General features: G+C 66.3%; 28 protein-coding genes and 1 tRNA gene. 15 read left to right on the forward strand and 14 right to left on the reverse strand.

Features of this window, described 5'->3' with window-relative positions:
- Positions 1-4: 4 nt before the first annotated feature.
- Complete coding sequence (locus tag ACP7C5_RS00915; RefSeq protein WP_354288236.1) at positions 5-682, reverse strand: response regulator transcription factor; 678 nt, start codon at positions 680-682, stop codon at positions 5-7.
- A 140-nt stretch (positions 683-822) separates the two neighbouring features.
- On the opposite strand from ACP7C5_RS00915, the gene ACP7C5_RS00920 reads away from it, so the two are divergent.
- Together ACP7C5_RS00920 and ACP7C5_RS00925 are read left to right on the forward strand one after the other, a co-directional pair.
- Positions 823-1,275: a MaoC family dehydratase gene (locus ACP7C5_RS00920; protein WP_426262874.1), complete on the forward strand. Its 453-nt coding sequence runs from the start codon at positions 823-825 to the stop codon at positions 1,273-1,275.
- Entirely contained in the window at positions 1,272-2,162 is an 891-nt protein-coding gene (locus ACP7C5_RS00925) for an HpcH/HpaI aldolase/citrate lyase family protein (protein WP_426262875.1), read from the forward strand. The genes ACP7C5_RS00920 and ACP7C5_RS00925 overlap by 4 nt, the downstream gene beginning before the upstream one ends.
- A 168-nt stretch (positions 2,163-2,330) precedes the next feature.
- On the opposite strand, the gene ACP7C5_RS00930 is transcribed toward ACP7C5_RS00925, so the two are convergent.
- Positions 2,331-3,098: a FadR/GntR family transcriptional regulator gene (locus ACP7C5_RS00930; protein ID WP_133191757.1), complete on the reverse strand. Its 768-nt coding sequence runs from the start codon at positions 3,096-3,098 to the stop codon at positions 2,331-2,333.
- Between the two features lie 150 nt (positions 3,099-3,248).
- Here ACP7C5_RS00930 and ACP7C5_RS00935 point away from each other — a divergent pair, with 150 nt between their 5' ends.
- The 3 genes from ACP7C5_RS00935 to ACP7C5_RS00945 are packed head-to-tail and all read left to right on the forward strand — an operon-like array spanning position 3,249 to position 7,014.
- Positions 3,249-3,371: a hypothetical protein gene (locus ACP7C5_RS00935; RefSeq protein WP_426262876.1), complete on the forward strand. Its 123-nt coding sequence runs from the start codon at positions 3,249-3,251 to the stop codon at positions 3,369-3,371.
- A complete protein-coding gene (locus ACP7C5_RS00940) occupies positions 3,368-4,636 on the forward strand; it encodes an MFS transporter (RefSeq protein ID WP_426262877.1) in 1,269 nt (422 codons plus the stop codon). The genes ACP7C5_RS00935 and ACP7C5_RS00940 overlap by 4 nt, the downstream gene beginning before the upstream one ends.
- Positions 4,633-7,014, forward strand: coding sequence for a TIM-barrel domain-containing protein (locus ACP7C5_RS00945; RefSeq protein ID WP_426262878.1), 2,382 nt, complete (start codon positions 4,633-4,635; stop codon positions 7,012-7,014). The genes ACP7C5_RS00940 and ACP7C5_RS00945 overlap by 4 nt, the downstream gene beginning before the upstream one ends.
- A 107-nt stretch (positions 7,015-7,121) precedes the next feature.
- On the opposite strand, the gene ACP7C5_RS00950 is transcribed toward ACP7C5_RS00945, so the two are convergent.
- On the reverse strand, positions 7,122-7,793 hold the full coding sequence (locus ACP7C5_RS00950) for an outer membrane protein (RefSeq protein ID WP_426262879.1): 672 nt from the start codon (positions 7,791-7,793) through the stop codon (positions 7,122-7,124).
- A 572-nt stretch (positions 7,794-8,365) separates the two neighbouring features.
- Between ACP7C5_RS00950 and ACP7C5_RS00955 the strand changes: the two genes are divergently transcribed.
- Positions 8,366-8,971, forward strand: coding sequence for a division/cell wall cluster transcriptional repressor MraZ (locus ACP7C5_RS00955; RefSeq protein WP_133191761.1), 606 nt, complete (start codon positions 8,366-8,368; stop codon positions 8,969-8,971).
- A gap of 377 nt (positions 8,972-9,348) precedes the next feature.
- The gene (locus ACP7C5_RS00960) at positions 9,349-9,774 is read left to right on the forward strand and encodes a pyridoxamine 5'-phosphate oxidase family protein (protein WP_322164116.1); all 426 of its coding nucleotides are present in this window, start codon (positions 9,349-9,351) and stop codon (positions 9,772-9,774) included.
- Positions 9,775-9,783: 9 nt separating this feature from the next.
- Here ACP7C5_RS00960 and ACP7C5_RS00965 read toward each other — a convergent pair whose 3' ends face one another.
- Together ACP7C5_RS00965 and ACP7C5_RS00970 are read right to left on the reverse strand one after the other, a co-directional pair.
- The gene (locus ACP7C5_RS00965; RefSeq protein WP_322160748.1) at positions 9,784-10,671 is read right to left on the reverse strand and encodes a DUF4886 domain-containing protein; all 888 of its coding nucleotides are present in this window, start codon (positions 10,669-10,671) and stop codon (positions 9,784-9,786) included.
- A 122-nt stretch (positions 10,672-10,793) separates the two neighbouring features.
- Positions 10,794-11,057 carry a DksA/TraR family C4-type zinc finger protein gene (locus ACP7C5_RS00970; RefSeq protein ID WP_133192187.1) on the reverse strand — a complete coding sequence of 88 codons (264 nt, stop codon included), beginning with the start codon at positions 11,055-11,057 and terminating at the stop codon, positions 10,794-10,796.
- A gap of 145 nt (positions 11,058-11,202) precedes the next feature.
- Between ACP7C5_RS00970 and ACP7C5_RS00975 the strand changes: the two genes are divergently transcribed.
- The 6 genes from ACP7C5_RS00975 to ACP7C5_RS01000 all read left to right on the forward strand — a co-directional run bounded on the left by ACP7C5_RS00975 (position 11,203) and on the right by ACP7C5_RS01000 (position 16,559).
- Positions 11,203-11,484, forward strand: a complete 282-nt coding sequence (locus ACP7C5_RS00975) for a CsbD family protein (RefSeq protein ID WP_133191764.1) — start codon at positions 11,203-11,205, stop codon at positions 11,482-11,484.
- 31 nt (positions 11,485-11,515) lie between these two features.
- Complete coding sequence (locus ACP7C5_RS00980) at positions 11,516-11,824, forward strand: hypothetical protein (RefSeq protein ID WP_323493950.1); 309 nt, start codon at positions 11,516-11,518, stop codon at positions 11,822-11,824.
- 129 nt (positions 11,825-11,953) lie between these two features.
- The gene (locus ACP7C5_RS00985) at positions 11,954-13,045 is read left to right on the forward strand and encodes an extracellular catalytic domain type 1 short-chain-length polyhydroxyalkanoate depolymerase (protein WP_426262880.1); all 1,092 of its coding nucleotides are present in this window, start codon (positions 11,954-11,956) and stop codon (positions 13,043-13,045) included.
- Between the two features lie 72 nt (positions 13,046-13,117).
- A complete protein-coding gene (locus ACP7C5_RS00990; RefSeq protein WP_426262881.1) occupies positions 13,118-14,632 on the forward strand; it encodes a cation:proton antiporter in 1,515 nt (504 codons plus the stop codon).
- 65 nt (positions 14,633-14,697) lie between these two features.
- Positions 14,698-15,153 (forward strand): DUF4126 domain-containing protein, encoded by a 456-nt coding sequence (locus ACP7C5_RS00995; protein ID WP_426262882.1) that lies wholly within the window; start codon positions 14,698-14,700, stop codon positions 15,151-15,153.
- The gene (locus ACP7C5_RS01000; RefSeq protein ID WP_426262883.1) at positions 15,150-16,559 is read left to right on the forward strand and encodes an FAD-containing oxidoreductase; all 1,410 of its coding nucleotides are present in this window, start codon (positions 15,150-15,152) and stop codon (positions 16,557-16,559) included. The genes ACP7C5_RS00995 and ACP7C5_RS01000 overlap by 4 nt, the downstream gene beginning before the upstream one ends.
- Before the next feature lie 9 nt (positions 16,560-16,568).
- Here the strand turns inward: ACP7C5_RS01000 and ACP7C5_RS01005 are convergent, their stop codons facing one another.
- From ACP7C5_RS01005 to dapB, 7 genes are all read right to left on the reverse strand, one after another.
- Positions 16,569-17,732 carry a CehA/McbA family metallohydrolase gene (locus ACP7C5_RS01005; protein ID WP_426262884.1) on the reverse strand — a complete coding sequence of 388 codons (1,164 nt, stop codon included), beginning with the start codon at positions 17,730-17,732 and terminating at the stop codon, positions 16,569-16,571.
- A 60-nt stretch (positions 17,733-17,792) separates the two neighbouring features.
- On the reverse strand, positions 17,793-20,285 hold the full coding sequence (locus ACP7C5_RS01010) for a TonB-dependent receptor (RefSeq protein WP_426262885.1): 2,493 nt from the start codon (positions 20,283-20,285) through the stop codon (positions 17,793-17,795).
- Positions 20,286-20,342: 57 nt separating this feature from the next.
- Positions 20,343-21,008 (reverse strand): TetR/AcrR family transcriptional regulator, encoded by a 666-nt coding sequence (locus ACP7C5_RS01015; RefSeq protein ID WP_426262886.1) that lies wholly within the window; start codon positions 21,006-21,008, stop codon positions 20,343-20,345.
- 304 nt (positions 21,009-21,312) lie between these two features.
- A tRNA-Arg gene (locus ACP7C5_RS01020) sits at positions 21,313-21,389 on the reverse strand.
- 41 nt (positions 21,390-21,430) lie between these two features.
- Positions 21,431-21,799 carry a hypothetical protein gene (locus ACP7C5_RS01025; RefSeq protein ID WP_133190363.1) on the reverse strand — a complete coding sequence of 123 codons (369 nt, stop codon included), beginning with the start codon at positions 21,797-21,799 and terminating at the stop codon, positions 21,431-21,433.
- A gap of 1 nt (position 21,800) precedes the next feature.
- Entirely contained in the window at positions 21,801-22,463 is a 663-nt protein-coding gene (gene nth / locus ACP7C5_RS01030) for an endonuclease III (protein WP_189677111.1), read from the reverse strand.
- On the reverse strand, positions 22,460-23,188 hold the full coding sequence (gene dapB / locus ACP7C5_RS01035; protein WP_322160729.1) for a 4-hydroxy-tetrahydrodipicolinate reductase: 729 nt from the start codon (positions 23,186-23,188) through the stop codon (positions 22,460-22,462). Before dapB ends, nth begins: the two co-directional genes overlap by 4 nt.
- A gap of 175 nt (positions 23,189-23,363) precedes the next feature.
- Here dapB and ACP7C5_RS01040 point away from each other — a divergent pair, with 175 nt between their 5' ends.
- Entirely contained in the window at positions 23,364-24,065 is a 702-nt protein-coding gene (locus ACP7C5_RS01040; protein WP_426263370.1) for an NAD-dependent deacylase, read from the forward strand.
- A 102-nt stretch (positions 24,066-24,167) separates the two neighbouring features.
- Positions 24,168-24,443 (forward strand): GCG_CRPN prefix-to-repeats domain-containing protein, encoded by a 276-nt coding sequence (locus ACP7C5_RS01045; protein WP_189677112.1) that lies wholly within the window; start codon positions 24,168-24,170, stop codon positions 24,441-24,443.
- A 67-nt stretch (positions 24,444-24,510) separates the two neighbouring features.
- Here ACP7C5_RS01045 and era read toward each other — a convergent pair whose 3' ends face one another.
- On the reverse strand, positions 24,511-25,416 hold the full coding sequence (gene era / locus ACP7C5_RS01050) for a GTPase Era (protein ID WP_133190357.1): 906 nt from the start codon (positions 25,414-25,416) through the stop codon (positions 24,511-24,513).
- A gap of 192 nt (positions 25,417-25,608) precedes the next feature.
- Positions 25,609-25,809, reverse strand: a complete 201-nt coding sequence (locus tag ACP7C5_RS01055) for a GIY-YIG nuclease family protein (protein ID WP_426262887.1) — start codon at positions 25,807-25,809, stop codon at positions 25,609-25,611.
- Between the last annotated feature and the right edge of the window lie 135 nt (positions 25,810-25,944).

A 25,944-nucleotide genomic window follows, 5' to 3' on the forward strand; every position in this document is an offset into this window, starting at 1 on the left:
GCGCCTAGGCGACGAGCCGATAGCCGATCCCGGGCTCGTTGAGCAGCAGCGCGGGCGCGCCGGGATCGAGCTCGAGCTTCAACCGCAGCGCGCGCACCGCGACGCGCAGATATTCGACATCGTCGAGATGCCCGTCGCCCCACACCACGCGCAGCAGATGCGCGTGCGTCAGGAGCTTGCCGGCATGCCGCGCGAGCTCGGCGAGCAGGGCGAATTCCTTGCGCGTCAGCTTCACCGCGGCGCCGTCGCGCGACACCTGGTGTGCCGCGAGGTCGATCTCGACTGGTCCGACCTTCAGTAGGTTCCCGCCCGCCGGCACGGCATTGTGCCGCCGCAGCACGCCGCGCACCCGGGCCAGCAATTCCTCGGTATCGAAGGGCTTCACGACATAATCGTCGGCGCCGAGATCGAGCGCGGCCACCTTCTCCGCGGTCGCATCGCGCGCGGTAAGGACGATCACCGCGCGGTCCATCGCCTTGAGCAGCGGCACGAGTTCGATCCCGTCGCGGTCGGGCAGGCCGAGGTCGAGCAGCACCAGCGCGCACCCCGGACGATGCGCCAGCGTCAGCGCGTCGGCGGCGGTGGCGGCCTCGTCGGCGGTCAGCCCGGCCCGCTCGATCGCGCCGCGCACTAGGCGGCGGATCGCGGATTCATCGTCGACGATCAAGATCTGTGCGGTCATTTGCCCCCCGTACGCGCGATCGGCGCATTCGGCCATGCCACGACGAACGCCCCGTACCCGCAGAGCTGCCACCGCGTCGAGGCGATGGCGTTTTGCGCAATTCCTGCCTAATCCATAGCCAGGCAAAGGAGCGGAGAGCGATGGCAGGATTGTGGTTCGAGGAGTTGCAGGTCGGGCAGACCTTTGCCCATGCGATCCGGCGGACGGTGACCGAGACCGACAATCTGCTCTTCTCGACGCTGACGCATAACCCCGCGCAGCTCCATCTCGATGCCGAATACATGAAGGACAGCGATTACGGTCGCATCATCGTCAATTCGACCTTCACCTTGGGGCTGATGGTCGGCGTGTCGGTCGGCGACACGACGCTTGGCACTGCGGTCGCCAATCTCGGCTGGGACGAGGTGCGCTTTCCCGCACCGGTGTTCATCGGCGACACGCTGCGGGTCGAGACCGAGGTCGCCGAGCTGCGCGAATCGAAGTCCCGCCCCAATGCCGGAATCGTGACCTTCATCCACCGCGCCTACAACCAGCGCGACGAGCTGGTCGCGTCGTGCAAGCGTTCGGGGCTGCAGCGGCGGCGGCCGGCATGACGCCGCTGCGCTCCTGGCTGTTCATCCCCGGCGACAGCGAGAAGAAGCTCGGCAAGGTCGATGCTTGTGGCGCCGATGCGGTGATCCTCGATCTCGAGGATTCGGTCGCCGCGGCGAACAAGCCGGCGGGCCGGGCGCTGGTCGCGGCGTTCGTCGGCGAGCGTCCGCGCGGCGCCCGTCCGGGCCAGTTATGGGTGCGGATCAATCCGTTCGACAGCGGGCTCACGCTCGACGATCTTGTCGCGGTGGTCGGCGCCGCGCCCGATGGCATCATGCTGCCGAAATGCGACGGGCCGAACGACATCCACCGGCTGTCGCACTATCTCGACGCGCTCGAGGCGCAGGCCGGGGTCGCGCCGGGATCGATCAAGATCGTGCCGGTGGCGACCGAAACCGCCGCAGCCCCGTTCACGCTCGGCGCGTATGCGGGCGCGGGGCTCGATCGCTTGCTCGGGCTGACCTGGGGCGCGGAGGATCTCTCCGCCGCGCTCGGCGCGAGCAGCAATCTCGATCTCGCCGGCGGCTGGGCGCTGACCTATCGCCTGGTGCGCTCGCTCACGCTGCTCGGCGCGAAGGCGGCGGGGGTTCAGGCGATCGATACGCTCTATGTCGATTTCCGCGACGAGGCGGGATTGCGCGAGAGTTCGCGCGCAGCGCGGGCGGAGGGCTTTACCGGCCGACTCGCCATCCATCCCGCGCAAGTCGCCGCGATCAACGCGAGCTTCATGCCGTCGCCCGAGGAGATCGCACACGCGCAGCGGATCGTCGCGGCGTTTGCAGCGGCGCCGGGCGTGGGGACCGTTGGGCTCGATGGGCGGATGGTGGATCTGCCGCACTTGAAACAGGCCGAGGGTCTGCTCGCATTGGCTGCGGCCTATACGCGGTAGGTTTGGACGATCGGACCTCCGTCACCCCGGCCTTGTGCCGGGGCCCACCGTGCCGCAAATGCTGCCAGCGCAGTGCAGCGCATCCCGGTAGACCCCGGCACGAGGCCGGGGTGACGGCTACGACAGGCCGAGCGCGGGTCCGTCAACGGTATCGCCCCGGTGCGCAGCTCAGCCCGAACTCGCCACCGCCACCTTGTCGCGGAAGCGCCGCCGCTTGGCATCGACATCCGCGCGGGCGCGCTCGATCGCTTCGACTTCGGTCGCTTCGAGCAAGGCGTCGATCACGCGCCCGAGATGGTCCCACATCGCATTGTGCGCACGGCTCGCGTCGCCCGAGGCCAGCGCCTCGACGATCCGCAGATGCTCGGACTGGCGCGGCGCGACCCCGGCGGTGCGGACCTTCTCGGTCAGCAGCCGGTATTGCGGTGACCGGCTGCGCGTGTCCCACAGCATCGCGACGGTGATCTCGAGCGCGCTGTTGCCGGTGGAACGCGCGATCTCGAGGTGGAATTCGCGATCGGCGACCTCGGCGGTGACGAGATCGACATTCTCCATCTCGCGCACCAGCGACCGCAGCCGCGCAAGGCGCTCGGCGTCGATCTGCCCGGCCGCAAGCCCCGCGACTTGCGATTCGATCAGCCGCCGCGCTTCGAGCAGCTCGAATCCGCCGACATCGGTTTCACTGAGCACGCCACCCGCCGGATGCAGCGCGGCGACATACACCCCCGAATTGGTTCGCACCTCGACCATGCCGTCGACCTCGAGCGCGATGATCGCCTCACGTACCGTGGGGCGCGACACCTTGTACTGCAGCGCAAGGTCGCGCTCGGACGGCAGTCGATCACCGATCGCATAGCGCCCGCTGGCGAGCGCGGCGCGGACGTCGGATGCGACCTGTTCGTAAAGCCTTGTGACGCGGCGCGGCTGGTCATTCATCATGCGATCGTGACCGAGCTTTGCGAAGAGCGCAACATCTGCAACATCTTGGATACCGAATTCTTCCCTGGCCAATCTGGCCTTACCAGCATGGACAGCGCGGACCGATCTGTCTAGCTTCCTCGACATAATGTCGGGGAGGGACGCATCGTGAAAATCCTGGACGCGCGCGTCATCGCCACCGCGTGGGGGCGAGATTCCGATGCCGACACACCACGTCTTGCGAAAGATCAGGACGCTTTGCACGGCATGGCGTGGACGCTGAGCGCATGAAGATCCGGCATCTGCGGTGGTGGATCGTCGGTTTGATCTGCGTCGGCACGATCGCCAACTATCTCGCCCGCAATTCGCTCGGGGTGCTCGCCCCGCAGCTGAAGGCGAGCTTCGCGATGTCGACGCAGCAATACAGCTATGTCGTCGGTGCGTTCCAGCTTGCCTACACCGTGATGCAGCCCGTCGCCGGCTATATCGTCGATCATTTCGGGCTGCGCGCGGGCTTCGCCTTTTTCGGCGTCGCCTGGTCGGCGGCGAACATGCTCAGCGCGCTGGCGGGCGGCTGGCTGAGCCTTGCCTTCTTCCGCGCCTTGCTCGGGATGAGCGAAGCGGCGGCGATCCCGTCGGGGATGAAGGCGATCGCCGAATGGTTTCCCGCGCGCGAGCGTTCGGTCGCGACGGGCTGGTTCAACGCCGGCACCTCGCTCGGCGCGCTGATCGCGCCGCCGATCGTCGTCGCGGTGACGCTGTGGGGCGACTGGCGGCTGGCCTTCGTCGTGACCGGCGCGGTCGGGCTGGTGTGGGCGGGTGCGTGGTACGCTTTCTATCGCTCGCCGAACGACCATCCGTCGATCACGCCCGAGGAACGCGCCATGATCGCGCAGGACCGCCCGCTCATCCCGGCGCGCCGCGCGAGCGCGAAGGAGATCCTGGGCAGCGCGAAATTCTGGGTGATTGCGGTGCCACGCTTCCTCGCCGAACCCGCGTGGCAGACCTTCAGCTTCTGGATCCCGCTCTACCTCGCGACCGAGCGCGGGATGGACTTGAAGCAGATCGCCTTGTTCGCGTGGCTGCCGTTTCTAGCGGCGGATCTTGGCGGCGTGCTCGGCGGGTATCTGTCGCCGTTCTTCATCAAGCGCTTCGGGATGCGGCTGATCCCGTCACGCGTGCTCGGCATCAGCCTTGCCGCGGTGTTGATGATCGCGCCGGGCTGTATCGGCCTCGCCGCGAGCCCGTACACTGCGATTGCGCTGTTCTGCATCGGCGGCTTTGCGCACCAGATGATCTCGGTGCTGATCAACACGCTGTCGGCCGATGTCTTCACGCCGGAGGAAGTCGGCACCGCCAACGGGTTTGTCGGGCAGGCCGGCTGGATCGGCGGGCTGCTCTTCTCGCTGCTGATCGGTCAGCTGGCGGATACGGTCGGCTATGCGCCGTTGTTCGGCGCGCTCGCCGTGTTCGACCTGATCGGTGCGGCGGTGCTGATCGTCTTCGTCAGCCGCCTGACGTTACCCGAAGTGCCTGATTCGAGGGAGTTGGCATGAGACACGTCACGATCGCCAATCCGCCGCTGTTCGCGCTGACCGAGCGCACGCGCGGACGGATCACGCTCACCGCCGATACTGGCGCGGTGGCGAATCTGTTCGTGCTCGAGGACGATATCGTCCGCCTCCTGCTGCTCGCCAACGGCACGGTGACGAGCCCGCCGAGCTGGGCGATCGCCGCAGGGGCCGAGGATATCGCGGAACCCGGGCGCGACCGGATGGACGTCGCGGGCTTCGCTTGCCCCGAGGCTTTGGTCGAGAAGACCGACGGCACGCTCGTCGTCGCGACCGCGCGGATCCGCGTGACGATCGCGCTCCACGGCTTGCACTGCCGCTGGGAACAGCATGACGGCGCGGCCTGGCAGCCGATCGCCGCCGACCGCCCGACCCAGGCGTATGATTTCGGCTGGTGGGACGGCCGCGCGCACCACTTTCTCGAGCGCCGCGCGGGCGATCGCCATTATGCGCTGGGCGAACGCGCGGGCGCGATGGACCGCACCGGCCGCCGCTTTCGCCTCACCAGTCTCGATCCGATGGGCTATGACGCCGAGCTGAGCGACCCGCTCTACAAGGCGATTCCCTACGTGCTCGTCGCCGATGCTGCCGGCCGCTGCCACGGCGAATTCCACGATACACTGGCGCGCGTGACCTATGATTTCGGGCAGGAGCTCGACAATTATCACGGGCCGTACCGCCACGTCGTCGCCGATCACGGTGATGTCGATCTGTGGATGATCGCCGGCCCCGACCCGCTCGCGGTGACCAAACGGTTTACCTGGCTGACCGGGCGCCCCGCGCTGATGCCGGCCTGGTCGCTCGGCTATTCGGGCTCGACGATGACCTACACCGATGCGCCCGATGCCGCCGTGCAGATGCAGAGCTTCACCGCCAAGCTCGCCGAGCATGACATCGGCTGTACGTCGTTTCATCTGTCGTCGGGCTACACCTCGATCGGCGACAAGCGCTACGTCTTCCACTGGAACCGCGACAAGTTTCCCGATCCCGCCGCCTTCGTCAAAAGCTATGCCGATGCGGGCGTTCGGCTCGTCCCCAACATCAAGCCGGCGATGCTGCTCGATCATCCGCTGATCGACGAAGTGCGCGAATGCGGGCTGCTCGTCGCCGATGCGGATGGCGTGGAAACTCAGGCGCAATTCTGGGACGCGCCCGGCGTCTATCTCGACTTCACCAACCCGGCGGCCGCGGCGTGGTGGAAGACGCAGGTGACGACAGCACTGCTCGACACCGGCATCGAAGCGACATGGAACGACAATAACGAATATGAAGTGTGGGACGCGCGCGCGCGGATCCACGGCTTCGGCACCCCGCGTGCGGCGGCCGAAGCGCTGCCGCTGCAGGCGTTGCTGATGATGCGCGCGTCGCGTGCCGCGCAGATCGCGCATGCGCCGGGCAGGCGGCCCTATGTCGTGACGCGTTCGGGGATGACCGGCCTGCAGCGCTACGCACAGACTTGGTCGGGCGACAATCGCACCGACTGGAAGACGCTGCGCTACAATCTCAAGATGGGTCTCGGGCTCGCGCTCTCGGGGATCTCGAACAGTGGCCACGATGTCGGCGGCTTTGCCGGACCGCCGCCCGATGCCGAACTGCTGGTGCGCTGGGTGCAAGCCGGCGTGCTGATGCCGCGATTCAGCATCCACAGCTGGAACGACGACCGCAGCGTCAACGAACCGTGGATGCATGCCGAGGCGCTCCCCGCGATCCAGCGTTTGATGGCGCTCCGCCAGACGCTGCTGCCGTTCTTCGGCGATCTCCTGCTGCGCTACAGCCATGATTTCGAGCCGATCGTCCGGCCGGTATGGCTCGATCATCCCGGCGATGCGGCGGCCTGGATCGACGGCGACGACCATATGCTCGGGCGCGACGTGCTCGCGGCGATCGTCGTCGAGCACGGTGCCGCGACGCGCACCGTGCGGCTTCCGGGGCGCGACGATTGGTACGACGTGTGGAGCGGGACGCGCCATGCCGGCGGCGCCGTGATTGAGGTCGACGCGCCGCTGGCGGGCAATCCGCCGCTGTTCGCGCGCGCCGGTTCGGCGATGTTCGTCGATCTTGCGCAGGGCGGCTTCGCGCCCGCGCCACGCGATCGCGGGTTGTGGCTGTTCCCGCCAGCGGGGGAGGGCGATTTTACCGTCAGCGCCTTCGAGGATGACGAAACACGCCAAGAACCGCGTGTTTGGCGCATTACCGGGCAGTGTACCGCCGACGCGATCACGCTCACCATCGCTGCCGCCGATGCCTATCCGCTGACGATCGTGCTTCCACACGGCGAGGAGCGGGGCGTGGCGATTTCCGGTGCGCGCATCGAGGAGCGGCACGACGTCATTGGCCGGCGCGCGCTCCGCATCACCGGCTGATTCCGCTCGCGTCGCTGAGCAAACGAAAACGGGCGCTCTCTTGCGAGAGCGCCCGTCGACGTGATCCGATCCGGGCAACGGCGTGATCGCCGCTGCCCGACTGGACCTTATTTGAAGCGGAGGCCGACGCCGCCCATGATGCGCTGACGCGACGTATGGTCCGAATACTGCGAATAGACGTACTGCGCCGAGACGTAGAGGCCCGAGAGCGGACCCGAGAAGCGGCTGCCCATGCCGTATTCGACGCCACCACCGAGCTGATAGCCGTCGGTCGAGTAACGATCGTAGAAGCTGCGACCGGCGACGGGCGAGGTGAAGCGCTTGCGCTGCTGGTTGTTCACATAGCCGCCCTTACCGAAGATAAGGAACTGCGGGGTCGCCTGGATGCCAGCGCGGACGCCAACGCCCAGTTCCTCGAACGACTTAGTGCACAGCGCGCCGCCGGCGGCACCGGTGCAGTTCTCGCTCCAGTTGTTCGAACGCCAGTAGGTCGCTTCCGGACCGACGACGAAACGCTCGCCGAGCTGGCCGTCAAAGCCGACCGACGCGCCGTAGCCGAACTTGTCGCGGTGCACGCCCTGCGACTGGAAGCGATCGCCACCGAAATTGCCTTCGACGCGGAAGCCGCGGAAGCTGCCCGAGGCGCTCTTGGCTGCTGCCTCGGCGGGGGTTGCTGCCGTGGTGTCCTGGGTTGCCATCGGTGCGGCGGCGTCCTGCGCGAGCGCGGGAACGGCCGAAAGGAGGGTCGCTGCGAGCGACGCGGTGAGAAGTTTGTACATGGATGAGCCTCTGAAATGCTGACAAGTGGCGGTTCAACCCGGCGGGAACGTCAGAGTTCCTCGGTCGAAACGCGATGGTTTGGGTGTGTGACTTTATGGCAACGGTCTCGTTGATCGACCGTATCTGTGACGTCGGCGCTCTTCTCCGGGAGCGCTGCGGCGTGGCCATATGCGCAAAGACCCGCAAAATCGAGTCGACATTTGATCGTGTCGTGTCGGCCGAATGCGCGAAGGCGAATGAAAAATTCCCGACCGACAGCGAACGCGCTTTGCTCCGGCGCCTGATCCGAAGGGACGCCGGGGGGCGGTTCGGGGCGTCGAAGATGTTTTCTATTCACCAAGACATCAGGCCTTTTTGGGCAGTTCCGGCACTTCTCCGACGCTCTGGCTCGATCGCTGGTGTTGATATGGTAAAAATACAATGTGCGTCGACGTCGTCATTTCAGGGCGGTAGGATCTTAACAAACAAAGCATTTATCTCTCATGGGGGAATCAGATTGGTAATCTTACGATATTTCAAAGTATCGGTTTTCGGCATTAACCATTCTCTCGCTTAGGCAAGGGATCAGGCGATGCAAGAAATGTACATTGGCAGCGCGCTGTGCGAGGTTACGCCTGGCGGAGAATTGATGCTGCCGCGCCGCTTCTTCGAAACTTCGCGATCGCGCTGCATCGACGAATTCCTGTTCATTGGCCTGCACGAGGAATCTCCCTGCCTCATCGCGTTTGATCGGGTCTACGTCCTGCAACGCCAGTTCGAAATTGCCGAGCGGTTCGCCAAATCTCCGCGCGCATTTCACGATCACCATCAGCTGCGCCGGACCTATGGCTTTGTCGATACGGCGCCCCTCGCGCCCGACGGGATGTTGCAGCTTCCCGCGACGATGCGCGAGCGCGGCGGGATCGGGACTGCGGCTCTGCTGGTAGCGAGCGGCGCGTGCTTCGAGCTTTGGGATCTCGAAAGCGTGCTCGCGCATGGGCCGTCGGATCTCGTCACGCTCGCAGCGTTGTTACAAACCCATCAGGTCACCAAGGAGGTCACTCATGGCGATATTGTGTCTGCTGCTCGGCCATGTGCCGGCGCTCAATCTGCAACGCAATCAACGCTTCGCGTTCAGCCACTGCCTCCGCTGTCGCCGCGACATGATCCGGTCGGACGGCCGCGGCGCAGCGGATGACCTCGCCTCGTGCTGGCGGCGCGTGCCGCCAGGAATGCGCGTGCGGCGGGCGCGGAGCGTTTCGGGTACGGGCCAACCGGGGTCGGGCGCGCCGGATCTGCTGCGTATCGGTGCGATCGCGCTCTATTGGAAAGCGCAGGACTCGCTCCGCCCGCGCCCGAAACGCGCGCGGATCCTGCGGCTTACCGCGCAATGAGCGTCAGGCGCCTTTTGCGCGATCGGGATAGTTTCCGAGTTTCACGGGGGTGACGGTGGGTCGATTGTCGACGTCCGCTGCTCGCGCCCGGCGCCCGGCCCGTTTTGCTCGAGACGATCGCGGAACCCGCGTCGCTACGGCCGGTTATTCTGTCAAACCAGCAGGAGAGCCGCCAGTGACGATGACCCTCAAGGATCTTGCCGCAGCGATGCGCAAGATCGACTTCACGATGCTGACGACGGTTGCGCCCGATGGTGGTCTCGCCGCGCGACCGATGAGCAACAATGCCGATGTCGACTATGACGGCGACAGCTACTTCTTCGCGCTCGACGATACGCAGACCGTTGCCGAAATCGCGGCCAACCCCAAGGTCGGGCTGACGCTGCACGGCAATTCGGGGCTGCTCGGCAAGCCGCCGCTGTTCATCGCTGCGGCGGGCGAGGCCGAGCTGATCCGCGACAAGGCGGTGTTCGCCGAGCATTGGAACCCCGATCTCGAGCGCTGGTTCGAACAGGGTGTCGACACGCCGGGCCTCGTGCTGATCAAGGTCCACGCCCAACGGGTGCATTACTGGAACGGCGAGGATCAGGGCGAAGTCCGGCCCTAGCCGCTTCGGCTAGCGTCGCGGACGCGCCTCGGCGGCGAGCTGGTCGTGCGCGACGCGTTGCAGCGCGGTCGCCTGGGCCGGGGACAGGCCAAGCTCGTCGGCGGCGCTTTCATCCTTGCCGAGCGTCAGCGGGTCGACCCCGGTGATCCGGCCGAACACGACCAGCGCTTCGAGATAATAGCCATAGACGCTCGCATGATACTGGTCGTAGCTCCACAGATCGAGCTTGCCGAACGCCACGCCGTCATAGGGGTTGGCGTCGGCCACGCCCGTCTGAATCGCGCGGTTCCACGCCTCGCCGACCGGTAACACGCCCGCCACCCCGCGGGTCGCCGCCCGCACGCGATTGGCGGCGGCGCGCAGATCGAGCGCCATCGCGGTGACGGGGCGGCCGTACCAGTGCCCCTTGGGGCGATAGGTCTCGTCGGCTCGGCTCCACGTCGCCATCAATTCGATCTGCACCGCCGGATTATAGCCGTGGAACAGCGCCACCAGACGCGGCACGCTGCGCAGATAGCTGCTCGCATCACCCGGCCGTTCGCGGTCGAGCGTGCTGAATTCCTGCAGCACGACGACATCCCAGGCGCGCTCGAACAAGGCACGGCGTTCATCGAAATGGAACGCCAGCGACTGGCCGCCCTGCGTCTCGAGGCTGACCGCGTAATTGAGCCCGGCCTCCTCGGTGAATTCCTTGAACAAGGCCGGCACGCCGCCATAACCGTCGCGATTGAGATCGACGACGCTCCCGGCATGCCAGTTGCGCACCGGCGAATGGGCCCCTTGCGTGAAGCTGTTGCCGATAAACAGGATCGTGCGCTGCCGCGGCTGCGCTGCCGCTGGGGCAACCGCGCAGAGCGCCAGCAGCATGGCCAGCGCCTTCAAGCCGTTCATCGTCATGTCACCCCTTACCGTCGCCGATCGCGGTGTGGCCCTATCGGCAATGTCGCGCGCGACTGCAAACGCCGTTTCGCAGGGGGATGTTCGCGGCGATGGCCGAAGCGACCTGGGGATACGCGGGATCAGCGCAATTGGCTGTCCTTGCTGCCCCGCCGGTTGATCCCGCCGCTGCGGATCTTTGCATCGCGTTCGGCCTGGCACGCGATGCAGGTGCGTGCGCCGGGCAGCGCCTCGCGGCGCGCTTCGGGAATATCATCGCCGCATTGCTCGCAATAGCGCGCCGCTTCGCCCGCCAGAAGCTGCGCGCGCGCCGCCAAAACGGCGTCCGCCACCGTATCGTCGATCTGATCCTGTACCGCGCCGTCCTGCGCCCAACCGTTCGCCATGTCCGTATCCCGTTGTCGATACGGAGAAATAGGAACGACGCGCAGCTTTTCCAGCGCAGTGCGGCGGTGGATGGACCTTCTATGCCAAACGCTCGTTATCGCCGCACGCGCGCCAAGACCGGCAGAGCGCATGGAAAGGTCAGTTATGAACAGCACGTCGTTCAAGGGTGAAGCTCAGGATCTCGGTGGCACCATCAAGGAAGCCGCAGGCAAGCTGACGGGCGACACCTCGTTGCAGGGTTCGGGCGTCGCCGATCAGGTCGTCGGCAATGCCAAGCAGGTTGCCGGCGCGGCGATGGACGCCGTCTCGAACCCCGGCCCGCTGGTCGACAAGGTCCGCACCTTCGCGCGCGACCGGCCGTATGCTACGGCAGCTCTGGTCGGCGTGCTCGGCCTCGCCGTGATGAACACGCTGCGCGGCAAGTAATGCCAGGTCGCCATCGTGCCGTTCGGGCACGGTGGCGACACGCTGCGTGGGGATGAAGACAATCGAACGACAGATTTTGAGTGAAATCGATCGCCTCGTGCCCTCGGGCCTTATCGAGCAATGGGCGATGCATTTGCGCCGCCAACGCTCGCGCGCAAGCGACGCGCTCTGGCTGATCGAAAACGGCTTCTCGGTTCATGACGGCCGCAACGGCATTCCCACCGAAGACGTGACCGAACGCCATCGGCACGAGCTCGAGACCACCGTCGCCGAAGTCGGCCGGCTGCTCGCCCAATACGACGCCATCAATTTGCGCGGATGTCCTGATCCGACCGAATAACCAATGGTTGCGGTTTGGGCGGCACAACCCCTGTGCAGTATTTCCAAACCTTTGTTATTGTGCAGTGCAGCATAATCCCTATCTCTTGGGGCCGGCCCGCACCTGCAGGCGTTACCCAAGAGGCCGATCATGCGGCGCATTTCAGACACTATCGCGCGCATGGCGGCGCATCCCTACGCGACCCAGCCCCCCGAAGTGCCGAGCCGCCTCGCGCTGCTCGAGAATTTCGGAAGCAATCCCGGCGCGCTCGAGGCGCATTGCTATCTCCCCCCCGATTTGCGCCCGAATGCGCCGCTGGTCGTCGTGTTGCACGGCTGCACGCAGAATGCCGCGGGCTACGATCAAGGGAGTGGCTGGTCGGCGCTGGCCGATCGCGCGGGGTTTGCGCTGCTGTATCCCGAACAGCGCCGCGCCAATAACATGAACCTGTGCTTCAACTGGTTCGAACGCAGCGACATCGCGCGTACGGGGGGTGAAGCCGAATCGATCGCGCAGATGATCGAGACGATGGTCGCGACGCACCGCCTCGATCGCAGCCGGATCTTCGTGACGGGTCTTTCGGCGGGTGGCGCGATGACGGCGGTGATGCTCGCCACCTATCCCGATCTGTTCGCGGCGGGCGCGATCATCGGCGGACTGCCCTATGGCGGCGCGACGAGCATGTTGCAGGCGCTCGACCGGATGCGCGGCCACGGTGCCGACAGTGCGGCCGTTGCGGCAGATGTGGTGCGCGGTGCTGCGCCTGGCGTGGCGCACCGGCTTCCCGCCGTGTCGATCTGGCACGGCGATGCCGATCGTACCGTCGTCCCCGCCAATGCCGACCAACTCGCCGATCAATGGCGTACGGTGCACGGCCTGCCCGACGCACCGAGCGAGACAAAGACCGGCGCGACTTGGCAAAAGCGCGTGTGGCGCGATGCATCGGGGCGCGCCGCGGTCGAGCAGTGGAATGTCGCGGGGATGGGCCACGGCGTGCCGATCGATCCATCGGGGCCCGAGCGGCTGGGGCAAGCCGGTCCCTATATGCTCGATGTCGGGCTTTCGAGCAGCCGGATGATCGCCGATGCCTGGGGATTGACGCCCGAGGCGCAGGCGACGCGGCCGAACGATCGCACGCCCAAAAGACCCGCCGGACGCGGAACGCCGCAGCCCGCGGATTCGGCAAACGCGGTGCAGGCGATCATCGCGCGTGCGCTGCGCGCTGCGGGCCTGCTTCATTAAGCGGCGCGGGGTGCGTGCCGCGTCGGTTGCGCCGGGCCTGACACGGCGCTCGCGGCTTGATACGCTCGCGCCATGACGTTTTTCGAAAGCCTGTTGGCGTTGCTGTTCGCAGCGATCGTCTCGCTTCAGGCAGCGCGGCGGCTGAACTTGCCGTATCCCGCGATTCTCGCGCTCGGCGGCGTGGTCATCGCCTTCGTCCCGGGTGCACCGACGATCGCGATCGACCCCGGCACCGTGCTTGCGCTGTTCATCGCGCCGGTGTTGCTCGACGCGGCGTTCGATTTTCCGCTCCATGCCGCCAAGCGCTTGTGGCGCCCGCTGTCGATCCTCGCGGTCGGGGCGATCCTCGTTACCACCGCGACGGTCGCGTGGATCGGCGTCGCGTTCGTTGGCCTGCCGCTCGCTGCGGCGGTGGCGCTCGGGGCGATCGTCGCGCCGCCCGATGCAGCGGCGGCGACCGCGGTGCTCGGCACGGTCTCGCTCCCCAAGCGCACGATCGCGGTGTTGAAGGGCGAGAGCCTGTTTAACGATGCGACCGCGCTGCTGCTGTTCGGCGCGGCGCTCGCGGTGCAGGCGAATGGCGGCTTCGGCTCGGTGGTCGCGCTGCAGCTCGCGTTCGCGGCACCGGGCGGGATCGTGTTCGGCATTGCCAGCGCGTTCGTGTTCCAGTGGCTCGGCAAGTTCGTCGCCGGGACACTCGGCGGCAACATCCTGCAATTCATCAACGCCTTCGCGGTGTGGATCGTCGCCGAGCATCTGCACCTCTCGCCCGTGCTCGCGGTGGTCGGTTGCGCGATGACGATCGCGCGGTCGGGCGGCAGCGGGTCGCCGCGGATGCGCGTTCACAGCTTCGCTGTGTGGGCGACCGTGGTGTTCCTGTTCAACGTGCTCGCCTTCCTGCTGATGGGGATGCAGGCGCGGCTGATCGTGGGGCGGATGACGGCAGCGCATTTGTGGGATTCGCTCGCGGTCGCCGGCGTCGTGATCCTCGCGGTGATCGGCGCGCGGATCGTTGTCGTGATGGCGTGGAACCTGCTTGCGCGGCGCTTTGCGGCAGTGCGCGGCGATCTCACCCCGCCGACGCTGGCGCAGGGTGTGTTCGTCTCGTGGTGCGGGATGCGCGGGCTGATCACGCTCGCGACCGCCTTTGCGCTGCCGGCGAACTTCCCGCAGCGCGATGTCGTGGTGCTCACCGCCTTTGCGGTCGTGCTCGCGACGCTGATCGTCCAGGGAATGACGCTTGCGCCGCTGATCCGCTGGCTCGGGCTCGACTCGGTCGACGATGCCGACCGCGAACTCGCCGACGCGCGGCGCGATCTGGCGGCGGCGGGCGCTGCGGCGCTCGACGGTGCGCCGGGGCGCGATCCCGAGCAGTTCCGCTATGCCTATGCGCTGTTCGGCACTTCGGCGGAGAAGCCCTATCGCAAGGTCGGCCTCACGGGGATCGCCGCGGAGCGCGAACGGCTCGAGGCGCTGCGGGGTGACGACGCGATCGGTGACGAGAGCTATTATCGCCTGCAGGAGGAAATCGACTGGCGCGAACTTTCGCTGCTCCCCGAGGGCGAGCGCCGCATCGAGGAAAGCTAGGACTCGTTTGACCGCGCGCGGTGCGCATGGGAGGGACGGGCCTCATTTCCCGCAGGACTCGCTTTATGATCGTGCTCGCGTTCCTGATCGGTATCGTCACGGGGTCGCGTATGATGCTCGCGCCCGCGGCGATCGCCTGGGCCGCCGCGGCGCGCGGGCTGGCGCTCGACGGCAGCTGGCTCGCCTTTTTCGGCTGGCGCTTCACGCCGTGGATCGCGTCGCTGCTCGCGCTCGGTGAGTTCGTCGGCGATGTCTTGCCGACCACGCCGAGCCGGAAACTGGCTGGACCGTTCGGAGCGCGACTGGTGAGCGGCGGCGTGTCGGGCGCGGCGATCGGCGTGGCGAGCGCGATGCCGCTGCTCGGGCTCGGGCTTGGGCTGCTCGGCGCGGTGGTCGGCACGCTCGGCGGGGCCGCGCTGCGGACCCGCCTGGCACTCGCATTCGGGCGAGACCTTCCGGCCGCGCTGACCGAAGACGCCATCGCGCTCGCGCTGGCCGTTGCCGTGGTCTTCGCGCTGTGACCCGCGCGTTCGACGCGATCATCATCGGCGCGGGGCAGGCCGGGCCGCCGCTCGCCGGGCGGCTCACCGCGGCGGGCATGACCGTCGCGCTGATCGAGCGCAAGCTCGTCGGCGGAACGTGCGTCAACACCGGCTGCATGCCGACCAAGACGCTCGTGGCCAGCGCCTATGCCGCGCATCTCGCGCGCCGCGCTGCCGATTTCGGGGTGCAGGTCGGGCCAGTGACGATCGACATGCCCGCCGTCGCGGCGCGTGCGCGCAAGGTGACGCTCGACGCGCGTGGCGGCAACGAGCGCTGGCTTGAAAAGATGGAGCGGCTGACGTTTCTCCGCGGCCATGCACGCCTGACCGGGCCGACGACCGTGGACGTCGATGGCGAGGCGCTCTCGGCGCCGCGCGTCTTCCTCAACGTCGGCGGCCGCGCCGCGGTGCCCGACATGCCGGGGGTCGGCGATGTGCCGCACCTCGACAATACCGACATGGTCGCGCTGGCGCATGTGCCCGAACATCTCGTGATCGTCGGTGGCAGCTATATCGGCCTCGAATTCGCGCAGATGTACCGCCGCTTCGGCGCGGCTGTAACCGTTGTCGAGCGCGGCGATCGCGTGATCGCGCGCGAGGATCCGGAGATTTCCGATGCGGTCCGCCAGATCCTCGAGGACGAAGGGATTGCCGTGCGCGCGGGGGCGACCTGTATCGGCTTTGCGCCGCACGACGCCGGGGTGGCCGTCTCGGTCGACTGCCATGACGGCGCGCCCGTCGTGGTCGGGAGTCACGTCCTGCTCGCGGTCGGGCGGCGGCCCAATACCGACGATCTCGGGCTCGATGCGGCGGGCGTGAAGACCGACGCGCACGGCTATATCTCCGTCGATGACGGTTTGCAGACGAATGTTCGCGGCATCTGGGCGCTCGGCGATTGCAACGGGCGCGGCGCCTTCACGCATACGGCGTATAACGATTTCGAGATCGTCGCCGCCAATCTGCTCGATGGCGGGGACCGTAAGGTCAGCGACCGGATCCCGGGCTATGCGCTCTATATCGATCCGCCGCTCGGGCGCGTCGGCATGACGCAGACGCAGGCGGCGGAGACAGGCCGGCCGATCCTGGTGGCCACCCGCCCGATGACGCGCGTCGGCCGCGCGGTCGAAAAAGGCGAGACCAAGGGGATGATCAAGATCGTCGCCGACGCCGAGACCAAGCGTATCCTTGGCGCGGCGATCCTCGGGACGGGCGGCGACGAGGCGATCCACGGCATCCTCGACATGATGAACGCCGATCAGCCGATCGACGTGCTGCGCTGGGCGGTGCCGATCCATCCCACGGTCTCCGAACTGATCCCGACCGTGCTCGAAGGCCTCGCGCCGCCGAGCACGGATCCACAATCGCCGATCGGTAATGCCGCCTGACAGGCAGGTTCAAAAGTCAGGGTCGAAATTGAAATAGATCGGGTTCGACAGCGCGATCATCTTGCCGCTCAGCACGGTCGATACCGGCACTTGCGGATAGGGGGTTTGCGGGCCTTCGACCTCGACGCGGTAATAGCTGCGCCCCGTGGCGGCGGGCGTATCGGTGAAGCTAACGGCGTTGCTTGCGGGATCGGTGTCATAGGCGCCGAGCGGCTCGCCATTCTTGATCACGCGGATGTGATAGACCGCACCCTTCACGCCACCGCCGACGAGCCGCACCTGGAACGTGACGGGCTTGCCGGTCGGGCGCGCATTGTCGCCCATCATCATGTCGATCCGCCCGTCGCCGTCGCGATCGGCACGAAGCTCGACGCGCGGGTCGTACGGGTTGGCGCTGATCGACACGCGGCCGTTGGTCAGCGCATCGACCACGCCCTTGGCGTCGCGCGTCCTGGCGAATACCCAGGTGGTCGGCGTGCCGACGTAATTGGCGCTGCGCTCGGCGGTGTGCGACGTTTTCTGTTCGGGCGTGTCGGGCGTACCGTGATGCGAGTCGCTGCCGCCGCGTCCGGTCAGCTTGCGGCCCGATTTGAGCATGTCGTCCCAGATCAGAATCGGCGCGGCGTTGTTGGGCCAGATCGCCGAATTCCACACTTCGAGCGAATCGAGCAAGTCGAAGCTGAAGCCCCAATGGTCCTTGCCTGCGGGATGGTTGCCCGAAAGGTGGATGCCGAGCGATTGCTTGACCGCGAGGATCTTCGCATCGCGCGCGTCGCGCACGTCGAACAGGCGCCGATGGTCGTAGGGCTTGGCCGAGAAGACGTTGCCGTGGCCGCGCTCGGTGGTCCATTCGGCGCCGTAGAGCAGGATCACCGATTTGGAGGTGAATTCGGGGTCGCTCCACGTGTTGTGCGCGACGTCGCCCGCGACGTGATTGTCGTGATCGGTGATGCCGAGATAGTCGAAGCCCGTATCCTCGGCGAACTTGATGATCTTCGCCTCGGGATTGTTGGTCGAATCCTTGCTGTGGCGCGAATGCAGATGCAGATCGCCCTTGAGCCATTGCCCGTCGCTCAGGCTGGCGACAGGCGGGATGCGCGGCGCGTCGCCCGGCGCGGCGAGCAGCGGAGTCTGCGCCAGAACAAGCGCCAGCAGAGGGAGACCAATACGCACGGCAGGATCCTTTCGAAGCAAAGCGACGCGCGACGTGATCGCTCACGCCGCGCAGACGCATCAGAAGCGGTAGGTGAGCGACCCGCGATAGTTCCGCTGATAGAGCGAGCTGCCGATATAGACCGGCTGACCGGCCTGGCTGCTGTCGATCGTGCCCGCGCGCGGATTGCCGTTGACCAGGCCGAAGGCGTTGGTGACGTTCGCCACGATCAGCCCGAATTGCAGCTTGGGGGTGAGCTGGAACTGCGCGGCGAAATCGACCGACCAATAGCTCGGCAACCGGATCTGGTTGGCGACATCGGTATAGAGCGCGCCGACATGGTTGACGTCCGACTGGAGCCGGACCTTGCGGTCGAACAGCGTCACGCCAGGCGTGATGCGGAAGGTGTTGTCGGGCACGCCGTTGACCTTGTGGTGCGAATAATCGGTCAGCACGCCGGCGCTGTTGGTGTAGACGAACTTGCTGAAGCGATTGTCCTGCCAGGTCCACGACGCGTGGAGATCGAACCAGTTGGTCGGCCGCCACGTCCCCTCGATTTCGGTGCCGGTGGTCTTGGTGTCGCCATAGACGGTGACCGGCGACAACAGGCCGTTGGCAAGCCGTTGATAGTCGCTGATCGCGTAGCTGTTATATACCGTACGGAAGCCGGTGACGTAGAGATCGACCTTGCCGCGCGAATATTTGATCCCGCCTTCGAGCATGTTGAGCGTCTGTACGACGGGCGCTGCATTGGCGTTGGTGATGAAGCTCGACACCGCAGGCAGCCGGAACGTGTCGGTGTAGCGCGCGAACACGCCGAAGAACGGGCGCGCCTGATAATTGGCGGCGGCGGTCCAGCCGACATGATCGTATTTGCGCGAGAAGGGCGTGAACACCCCGGTGCCGACGCCGACCGAGTCATCGGCGCTCGTCGGGCTCTGGCCGAGATTGACCTTCTTGGTGCCTTCGACCTGCCCGCGCGTCTTGATCTGCTCGTAGCGCACGCCGCCCTCGAGGCTGAACTTTGGGGTCAGTTGCCACTCGTCGCTGGCATAGGCCGCGATATTGTCAGAACTGCCGCTCGCATTGGCAAATTCGGCGCCATATTGAATCACGCCATTGTCGCTGATCTTGAAGAGCTTGTTGCCCTTCGCATCGACGAGATAGGCATCGAGCACTTCGGCATGCGCCTTCACGTCGGTTAGCACGGCGGCACTGAGCGCGTTATAATCTTCCTGCTCGCGCGCATAATAGACGCCGAACGCGAGATTGTGCGTGCCGAGCAGATCGACCTTGCCCACCAGCCGGGTGTCGGTGATGAACTCGTCGAGCGGCACGGTGTGCGTGCGCGCCAGATCGATCAGCGCGAGCCCGTTGCCGTTCTGGTTGACGAGATTGAACGCAGCCCCGCTGTCGCGGTACAGCAAGGCGTAGCCAGTCCCCGCCGCGGGCTTGCCGAAGGTGCTGGTCAGAAGCGCGCTCGCCGATGCGGCGACGGTGTACGGGGTGATGCTGTTGCGCTGCGTCCAGCTCGTGCGATAGCGGACATTCTCCTCGACCTTGAAGGCGTCGCTGATGTCGTAATGCGCCTGGAAGCTGAACTGCGTCAGCTTGACGCTGCTGCCGACGCCATCGTCGAACTTGACCGCGCCGTTCGGCGTCAGGAAGTTGAAATAGCGCGTGTCGGGGCCCACGATATTGTCGACCTTGTTGTCGAGCCCGACGACGTTGCTCGGCGTGCCATTGGCGTTGGCCTGATAGATGCCGCCGCCCCAATAGCCGACGCGCTCATCGATCCGCTTGACGCCGAAGGTGATGTCGCCGCGCTCGAACGCCTTCGACATGTTGACACGGAACTGGCCGCCGCGATCCTGGGTGAAGCCCGAATTGTGCGGGCCGTCCGAGACGCGGTAATAGCCGCCAGCGAAGACATGCCACCCGCTCGCGCCGATCGGTCCGCCGATCCAGCCGTCGACACGGTGCGAATTGTAGCTTGCCGCCTCGTAGCGAACGAGCCCCTCGAGCGTGTCGCCGCCCTTGCGTGTGATGAAGTTGATCGCCGCGCCGGGCGCATTCGAATAGAAGATCGCCGACGGCCCGCCGCGCACCACCTCGATCCGCTCGACACTCTGGTCGATCCGCAGCGACTGGTCGCCGTTGAGCCAACCGAGACCGGGATCACCCTGGATCGGGATGCCGTCCTCGAGCAGCGCGACGGTCTGATACCCGTCGCTCGGAATGCCGCGGACGCGCACACCGCCCGAGACTTCGCCCGACGTCGGCGCGCTGTAGAAGCCGGGAACCTGTTTCAGCGCCTCGGCGACGCCGATCGGCGCGCGGACGCGCAGGTCCTGGTCCGAAATCGTCGAGATCGCATAGCTCGTCTCGACCTTGCGCTGGCGCGACGTGCCGGCGCGGCCGGTCACGACGATGTCGTCGCCATCGGCTACGCGGGTCTTGTCGGGCTCTGCCGCTTTAGGGTCGCTAGCCTGTTGCGCCAACGCCGGCGTGGTGATCGCGGTGCCGGCCAACAATGTGGCAAACACCGCAGAACGAGCGATGGAATGGATCATGTCTGCGCCCCAACTGATTCGTGTCGAGGCCGCGTATGATAGTCTTTAATATCGTTTTTATGACAGCGCCGGAATTGTCTCCGCGCTCGCATCGCGTGCAGGCGGCGGCACCGCGAGGTCGGGATGATAATAGAGCGAGCGGAAAATATAACTCAGGTCTTCGAACACCTCCGCTTCATCGTTGCGATCCTCCTTGAGCATCTCGTCGACCGAATAGGCGATCTCGACGGCAAGTCGGGTCCGGCGGCGGATCCGTTCGCGCGGAACGCTGGGCAAGTAGGTGGCGTAAACGTCGGTCAGCAGGTCGGTAACGAAATGGTGCGAGGCGAGCCGGACATGCGCGAGCCGCGGGACCGCGCGGAGCGCTCGCATGATCCAGATCGCGCCAGGCTGCTGCCGGGTGATGGTGTCCATCTCGCGCACCAGTTCCTCGGCACGATCGACCAGCACGTCATAGCCTTTGTCGCGATAGCGCGCGACCCACGCGGTCAGCGCCGTGTTCTGTCGTTGCATCAGCCGTTCGGCCAGCGCCTCGATCACGGAATATTTGTCATCGAAATAGCGGTAGAACGCGGGCGCGGTCAGGTTCGCGCGCTGGACGATCAGATTGGTCGAAATTCGCTCCACGCCGACCTCCTCGAGCAGCGTCTCGGCGGCGGAGAGCAACAGTTCGTAGGTCTTGCGTGACCGCGCTTGCACCGGCTTGCGATGGTTGCTCAACATACTCTCCCGCAGCGATCTCGGGTCGCAGCATGTCACGAGGAAGCAGTCGGGGCAATGCGGTACCGATTGCTATCGTTCCGTCAATTTTCCCCGCATCTGCATCTGCATCTGCATTCGCTTATGGTGACGGTCCGACCAAGGGCTTTGCCGCGTAGGCGAGTGAGAGTGGACCCCAACGGAATTGCAACCGGCTGCGCCCTACGATTCGTCGTGGCGCGCGCGGATTGAGGCGCAATTGTCCAACAGTGTTTTGCGTACGGCCTCCGTACGACGACAGCGTATCCCGCTAACCTGTTGGTAAGTTTGGTGCACCCGACTGGATTCGAACCAGTGGCCTCTGCCTTCGGAGGGCAGCGCTCTATCCAGCTGAGCTACGGGTGCCTAGAGCTCCGACTAGCAAAGCCCGCGCGGTGACGCCAGCCCTAGTTGCGCGCGAGCGTCACGGGCTGGAATTGGCCGAGGCCGCATGTCGCGCCGGGCGACAGGGCGGCACCCGAATACAGCACCGTGATCGTATCGGTCGAGCACAACTGGCTGAGGCTCGTCGCGTAGCTGAAGCGCTCTTCGAACCCGAGGCTCGGGCAGGCGAAGGGCAGGGTGTTGCGATAGGCGACCTTGCCGCTCGTGATGAAATCGATCGTGCGGTCGTCGCGCACGTGCGTTTCGCGGATCGATGCGAGGGGGATACAGCTTTGCGGCACACCCGCAGGCGTCGCGGCGGGGGTGCGGTCGCGTGCGACGCTCGGGGCGGCGAAGGCGGCGAGGGTGAGGGCGGCGAACAGCAGGCGCATGTCAGGGCTCCTTCGGCAGCGCAGCCTTGGGCGGCGGCGTCTTGGGCTTGAACGCACAGAGATCGGCGACGATGCAGCGCCAGCATTCGGGACGCCGCGCCTTGCAGACATAGCGACCGTGCAGGATCAGCCAGTGATGCGCGTGGAGCCGGAACGGTTGCGGGGTCGCCTTGTCGAGTTTCAGTTCGACCGCGAGCGGGGTTTTCCCGCGCGCGAGGCCGGTGCGGTTGCCGACGCGGAAGATGTGCGTGTCGACCGCGAAAGTCTCGGCGCCGAACGCGACGTTGAGCACGACATTGGCGGTCTTGCGCCCCACGCCGGGGAGCGTCTCGAGCGCGTCGCGGTCGTTCGGCACTTCGCCGCCATAGACGTCGACCAGCCGCTGCGAGAGCGCGATGACATTCTTGGCCTTGGTGTTGAACAGGCCGATCGTCTTGATGTGCTGCTTCAGCGCATCCTCGCCGAGATCGAGCATTTGCTGCGGCGTCGTCACCGTTTCGAACAGCCGCCGCGTCGCCTTGTTGACGCCCACATCGGTCGCTTGCGCCGACAGCGCGACCGCGACGACGAGCTGGAACGGATTGCCCGCCTCGAGCTCGGTCTCGGGATGCGGATTGTCCGCGGCGAGCCGCGCGTAGAATTCGACGATTTCGGCGCGCTTCACACGCCGAGCACCTCGTCCATTCCGTAGCGCCCGGCCGGCTTGTCGACGAGCCACAGTGCCGCGGTGATCGCGCCGCGCGCGAAGATCGCGCGGTTCTCGGCGCGGTGGCCGAGCTCGATCCGCTCGCCTTCGCCGGCGAAGATCACTTGATGGTCCCCCGCGACAGAGCCGCCGCGCAAGCTGGAAAAGCCGATCGTCCCCTCGGAACGCGCGCCGGTCAGCCCGGCACGGTCCGCGACGCGCGCTTCGGCGAGCGGGATGCCGCGGCCGGCCGCCGCCGCTTCGCCGAGCAGCAGGGCCGTCCCCGAGGGGGCATCGACCTTGTGGCGATGGTGGAATTCGGAGATTTCGATGTCCCATTCGGGCCCGAGCCGCGCGGCGGCGTCGCGCACGAGCTTGGCGAGCAGCGTCACGCCGAGCGAGACGTTGCCCGTTTGCAGCACCGCGATGTCGGCCGCGGCGGCGTCGATCATCGCGTGGTGCGTGGCAGCGAGGCCGGTCGTGCCGATCAGGATCGGGGTTCTGGTGCGGCGCGCGGCGGCGAGCGTGCGTTCGAGCGCCGAGGGCGAGGAGAAATCGACCAGCACGTCCGAATCGTGCGCCAGCGCCGCGGGGTCGCCGCCCGCATCGATCCCGCCGGCGAGCGTCGCGCCCAGATCGGGGACGATCGCCGCCAAGGCATGTCCCATGCGCCCAGCGCTGCCAATGATCCCGATCGCGGTCACGCACATTCCCTTCCGATAGGTTCGCGGCGGCCTTAGCCAATGGCCGGGCGACATGCCATGCGCGAATTGCCCCAGGCTGGTGCTACCCCCGCGGATTGCAAGGACGGCTACTGCGAGCGCGGTTTTTGTTGCAGCAAGAATAGCAGCTTCTGGCCCGATCGGCTAAATCTCGATGATGCAGGACAGTCGCAGCATCGTCGTTCTCACCGGTGCCGGTATTTCGGCCGAAAGCGGCATCGCGACCTTTCGTGGGCCCGGCGGACTATGGGAGGGGCACCGCGTCGAGGATGTCTGCACGCCTGAGGCGCTCGCGCACGATCCCGAGCTCGTCCACCGCTTCTACGATGCACGGCGAGCGGCATTGGCGCGCGTCGAGCCCAACGCCGCGCATCACGCGCTGGCGCGGCTCGATGCCGAGTGGGGTGGGGATTTGCTGATCGTGACGCAGAACGTCGACGATCTGCATGAGCGCGCCGGGGCCAAGCGGTTGCTCCACATGCACGGCGAATTGCAATCGGCGCTGTGTGCTGTCTGTGGTGCGCACATGCGCTGGCTGGACGCGTTGCCGCCGGGGTCGGTGTGCCCGGCGTGCTGGACGGCGGCGCTCCGCCCCGACATCGTCTTCTTCGGCGAGATGCCGTACGCGATGGACACGATTGAGCGCGCGCTCGGGACGGCGGACCTGTTCGTGTCGATCGGGACGTCGGGCGCGGTCTATCCCGCGGCGGGCTTCGTCCAGGGCGCGCGGCATGCCGGCGCGCGCACGCTCGAGCTCAATCTCGAGCGATCGGCGGGAAGCGCATATTTTCACGAAACGCGGCTCGGCGCGGCGGGAAGCCTGGTGCCGCACTGGGTCGATGCGATGCTGGCGGGATGAGCGAGCAGGCCCGGCATGGCCATTTTGGAACGGGTTGCCGCCCCTCTCGTTTGTGAGGTCAGCCCGACGGGCTTTGCTCTAACGCTATATCGAGAGGGTCTCATGAAAAAGCTTCTTGCCGCCATCCTCCTCACCGGAGCTGCAACGCTCGGCACCACCACCGCCGCGGACGCGCGCGACGGCTGCGGTCGTGGCGCGTTTCGCGGACCCGCTGGTCATTGCCGCGTGATGCGTGGCGGGCCTGCCTTTGTCGGCGGTCCCGTCTATCGCGGTGGTCCGCGCCTGATCGTCGGTCGCCGCTACGACCGCGGCTATTGGGACGGTCGCCGCTACTGGCAGAACCGCTATCGCCACCATGGCGGCTGGCGCTACCGCTAAGCCCTTACGGTCGCGTGCAAAACCCCGCGTCGCAGCTTGCGGCGCGGGGTTTTCATGGGCGCGAGGATCAATCGACCCAGTCGAGCCCCATGTCGCGATAGACGTCGCGTTCGTCGTCCCAGCCGGGACGAACCTTGACGTGCAGATAGAGATGCACCGGGCGGCCCATGATGCCGGCGAGCTCGGTGCGCGCGCGCGCGCCGATTTCCTTGATCCGCGCGCCGCCCTTGCCGAGCACGATCGCGCGCTGCGTCGGGCGTTCGACCAGGATCTGCTGGTGGATCTCGACCGACCCGTCTTCGCGCTCGAGATACTGCTCGGTCTCGATCGTCGACGCATAGGGCAGCTCGGCGTGGAGCTGCAGGTACAGCTGCTCGCGCGTCACTTCGGAGGCGAGGCTGCGCTCACTCGCGTCGGACACCTGGTCCTCGGGGAAATGCCACGGGCCGTCGGGCATCCGGTTCGCAAGATGTGCCTTCAATTCGGGCAAGCCGTCACCGGTCGATGCGCTGACGAAGAAGATTTCGTCGAACTGCACCATCGCGGTGAGCTTCTCGGCGTGGAGCAAAAGCTTGCCCTTGTCGGCGAGATCGACCTTGTTGAGGATGAGATATTTGGGCTCGGGGCGGTGCGCGATCGCCTCGGCGATGGTGGTGACCTTCGAGCCCAGCCCGCCCTTGGCATCGACCACCAGGGCTAGCACGTCGGCACCGTCGGCACCGCCCCACGCGGCCTGGACCATCGCGCGGTCGAGCCGGCGCTTGGGTTCGAAGATGCCGGGGGTGTCGACGAGCAGCAGTTGGGTATCGCCCTCGATCGCGACGCCCATTAGCCGGACACGCGTGGTCTGCGCCTTAGGGCTGACAATCGCGACCTTCTGGCCGACCAGCGCATTGACGAGCGTCGACTTGCCGGCGTTCGGCGCGCCGAGGATCGCGACGAGGCCGCATTTCTGGGTGGGGGTGTCGGTCATTAGCGGTCCTTGGGCGGTACAGGCCCTTCGACAGGCTCAGGGCGAACGGGGGAAACGAAGGACCCCGCCCCCACCTCCGTTCGCCCTGAGCCTGTCGAAGGGCTCGTTCGATCTTGGCGATTGCGCGCCAGTAAAGAAAGCCGCGCCCAATCGCCAGCGATTAGGGCTTCCTTCTTGGCGCGCGTCCATCCTTTAACGCGGCGTTCGGCTTCGAGCGCTTCGAGACGGGAGGGGAAATCCTGACACCACACGAGCGTGACCGGGCGGCGGGTATGGGTGAAGCCGCCAGTCAGGCCGGACTGGATGCTGGCCGATGCGGTGATCTAGGTTGTCGGTGTGGCCGATATAGTAGTGCCCGTCGGCGCAGCGCAGCATGTAAGCCCAGAACGCCATGATTGACCTTCCGTTTTGGGGCGCGGGCCCTTCGACAGGCTCAGGGCGAACGGGGGAGGATGTTCGCCGCAAATCTTACGAGACTCGCTCATTTGAGAACGTCACCCGCTATACCCGTTCGCCCTGAGCCTGTCG

The sequence above is a fragment of the Sphingomonas sp. PWP1-2 genome (assembly GCF_049898305.1).
GTDB classification, from domain to species: Bacteria; Pseudomonadota; Alphaproteobacteria; order Sphingomonadales; family Sphingomonadaceae; genus Sphingomonas; species Sphingomonas glacialis.

What these genes read in the sequence shown, in the direction of transcription:
- era (WP_133190357.1), bottom strand. Translation starts at nt 25,416, where the DNA reads ATGACCGACACCCCCACCCAGAAATGCGGCCTCGTCGCGATCCTCGGC.
- ACP7C5_RS00940 (WP_426262877.1), top strand. Translation starts at nt 3,368, where the DNA reads ATGAAGATCCGGCATCTGCGGTGGTGGATCGTCGGTTTGATCTGCGTC.
- ACP7C5_RS01015 (WP_426262886.1), bottom strand. Translation starts at nt 21,008, where the DNA reads ATGTTGAGCAACCATCGCAAGCCGGTGCAAGCGCGGTCACGCAAGACC.
- ACP7C5_RS00960 (WP_322164116.1), top strand. Translation starts at nt 9,349, where the DNA reads ATGACCCTCAAGGATCTTGCCGCAGCGATGCGCAAGATCGACTTCACG.
- ACP7C5_RS00915 (WP_354288236.1), bottom strand. Translation starts at nt 682, where the DNA reads ATGACCGCACAGATCTTGATCGTCGACGATGAATCCGCGATCCGCCGC.
- ACP7C5_RS01010 (WP_426262885.1), bottom strand. Translation starts at nt 20,285, where the DNA reads ATGATCCATTCCATCGCTCGTTCTGCGGTGTTTGCCACATTGTTGGCC.
- ACP7C5_RS01045 (WP_189677112.1), top strand. Translation starts at nt 24,168, where the DNA reads ATGAAAAAGCTTCTTGCCGCCATCCTCCTCACCGGAGCTGCAACGCTC.
- ACP7C5_RS01040 (WP_426263370.1), top strand. Translation starts at nt 23,364, where the DNA reads ATGCAGGACAGTCGCAGCATCGTCGTTCTCACCGGTGCCGGTATTTCG.
- ACP7C5_RS00990 (WP_426262881.1), top strand. Translation starts at nt 13,118, where the DNA reads ATGACGTTTTTCGAAAGCCTGTTGGCGTTGCTGTTCGCAGCGATCGTC.
- ACP7C5_RS00995 (WP_426262882.1), top strand. Translation starts at nt 14,698, where the DNA reads ATGATCGTGCTCGCGTTCCTGATCGGTATCGTCACGGGGTCGCGTATG.
- ACP7C5_RS01055 (WP_426262887.1), bottom strand. Translation starts at nt 25,809, where the DNA reads ATGGCGTTCTGGGCTTACATGCTGCGCTGCGCCGACGGGCACTACTAT.
- ACP7C5_RS00970 (WP_133192187.1), bottom strand. Translation starts at nt 11,057, where the DNA reads ATGGCGAACGGTTGGGCGCAGGACGGCGCGGTACAGGATCAGATCGAC.
- ACP7C5_RS00930 (WP_133191757.1), bottom strand. Translation starts at nt 3,098, where the DNA reads ATGAATGACCAGCCGCGCCGCGTCACAAGGCTTTACGAACAGGTCGCA.
- ACP7C5_RS00985 (WP_426262880.1), top strand. Translation starts at nt 11,954, where the DNA reads ATGCGGCGCATTTCAGACACTATCGCGCGCATGGCGGCGCATCCCTAC.
- ACP7C5_RS00955 (WP_133191761.1), top strand. Translation starts at nt 8,366, where the DNA reads ATGCAAGAAATGTACATTGGCAGCGCGCTGTGCGAGGTTACGCCTGGC.
- ACP7C5_RS00965 (WP_322160748.1), bottom strand. Translation starts at nt 10,671, where the DNA reads ATGACGATGAACGGCTTGAAGGCGCTGGCCATGCTGCTGGCGCTCTGC.
- ACP7C5_RS00920 (WP_426262874.1), top strand. Translation starts at nt 823, where the DNA reads ATGGCAGGATTGTGGTTCGAGGAGTTGCAGGTCGGGCAGACCTTTGCC.
- ACP7C5_RS00925 (WP_426262875.1), top strand. Translation starts at nt 1,272, where the DNA reads ATGACGCCGCTGCGCTCCTGGCTGTTCATCCCCGGCGACAGCGAGAAG.
- ACP7C5_RS00945 (WP_426262878.1), top strand. Translation starts at nt 4,633, where the DNA reads ATGAGACACGTCACGATCGCCAATCCGCCGCTGTTCGCGCTGACCGAG.
- ACP7C5_RS00950 (WP_426262879.1), bottom strand. Translation starts at nt 7,793, where the DNA reads ATGTACAAACTTCTCACCGCGTCGCTCGCAGCGACCCTCCTTTCGGCC.
- ACP7C5_RS01025 (WP_133190363.1), bottom strand. Translation starts at nt 21,799, where the DNA reads ATGCGCCTGCTGTTCGCCGCCCTCACCCTCGCCGCCTTCGCCGCCCCG.
- ACP7C5_RS00975 (WP_133191764.1), top strand. Translation starts at nt 11,203, where the DNA reads ATGAACAGCACGTCGTTCAAGGGTGAAGCTCAGGATCTCGGTGGCACC.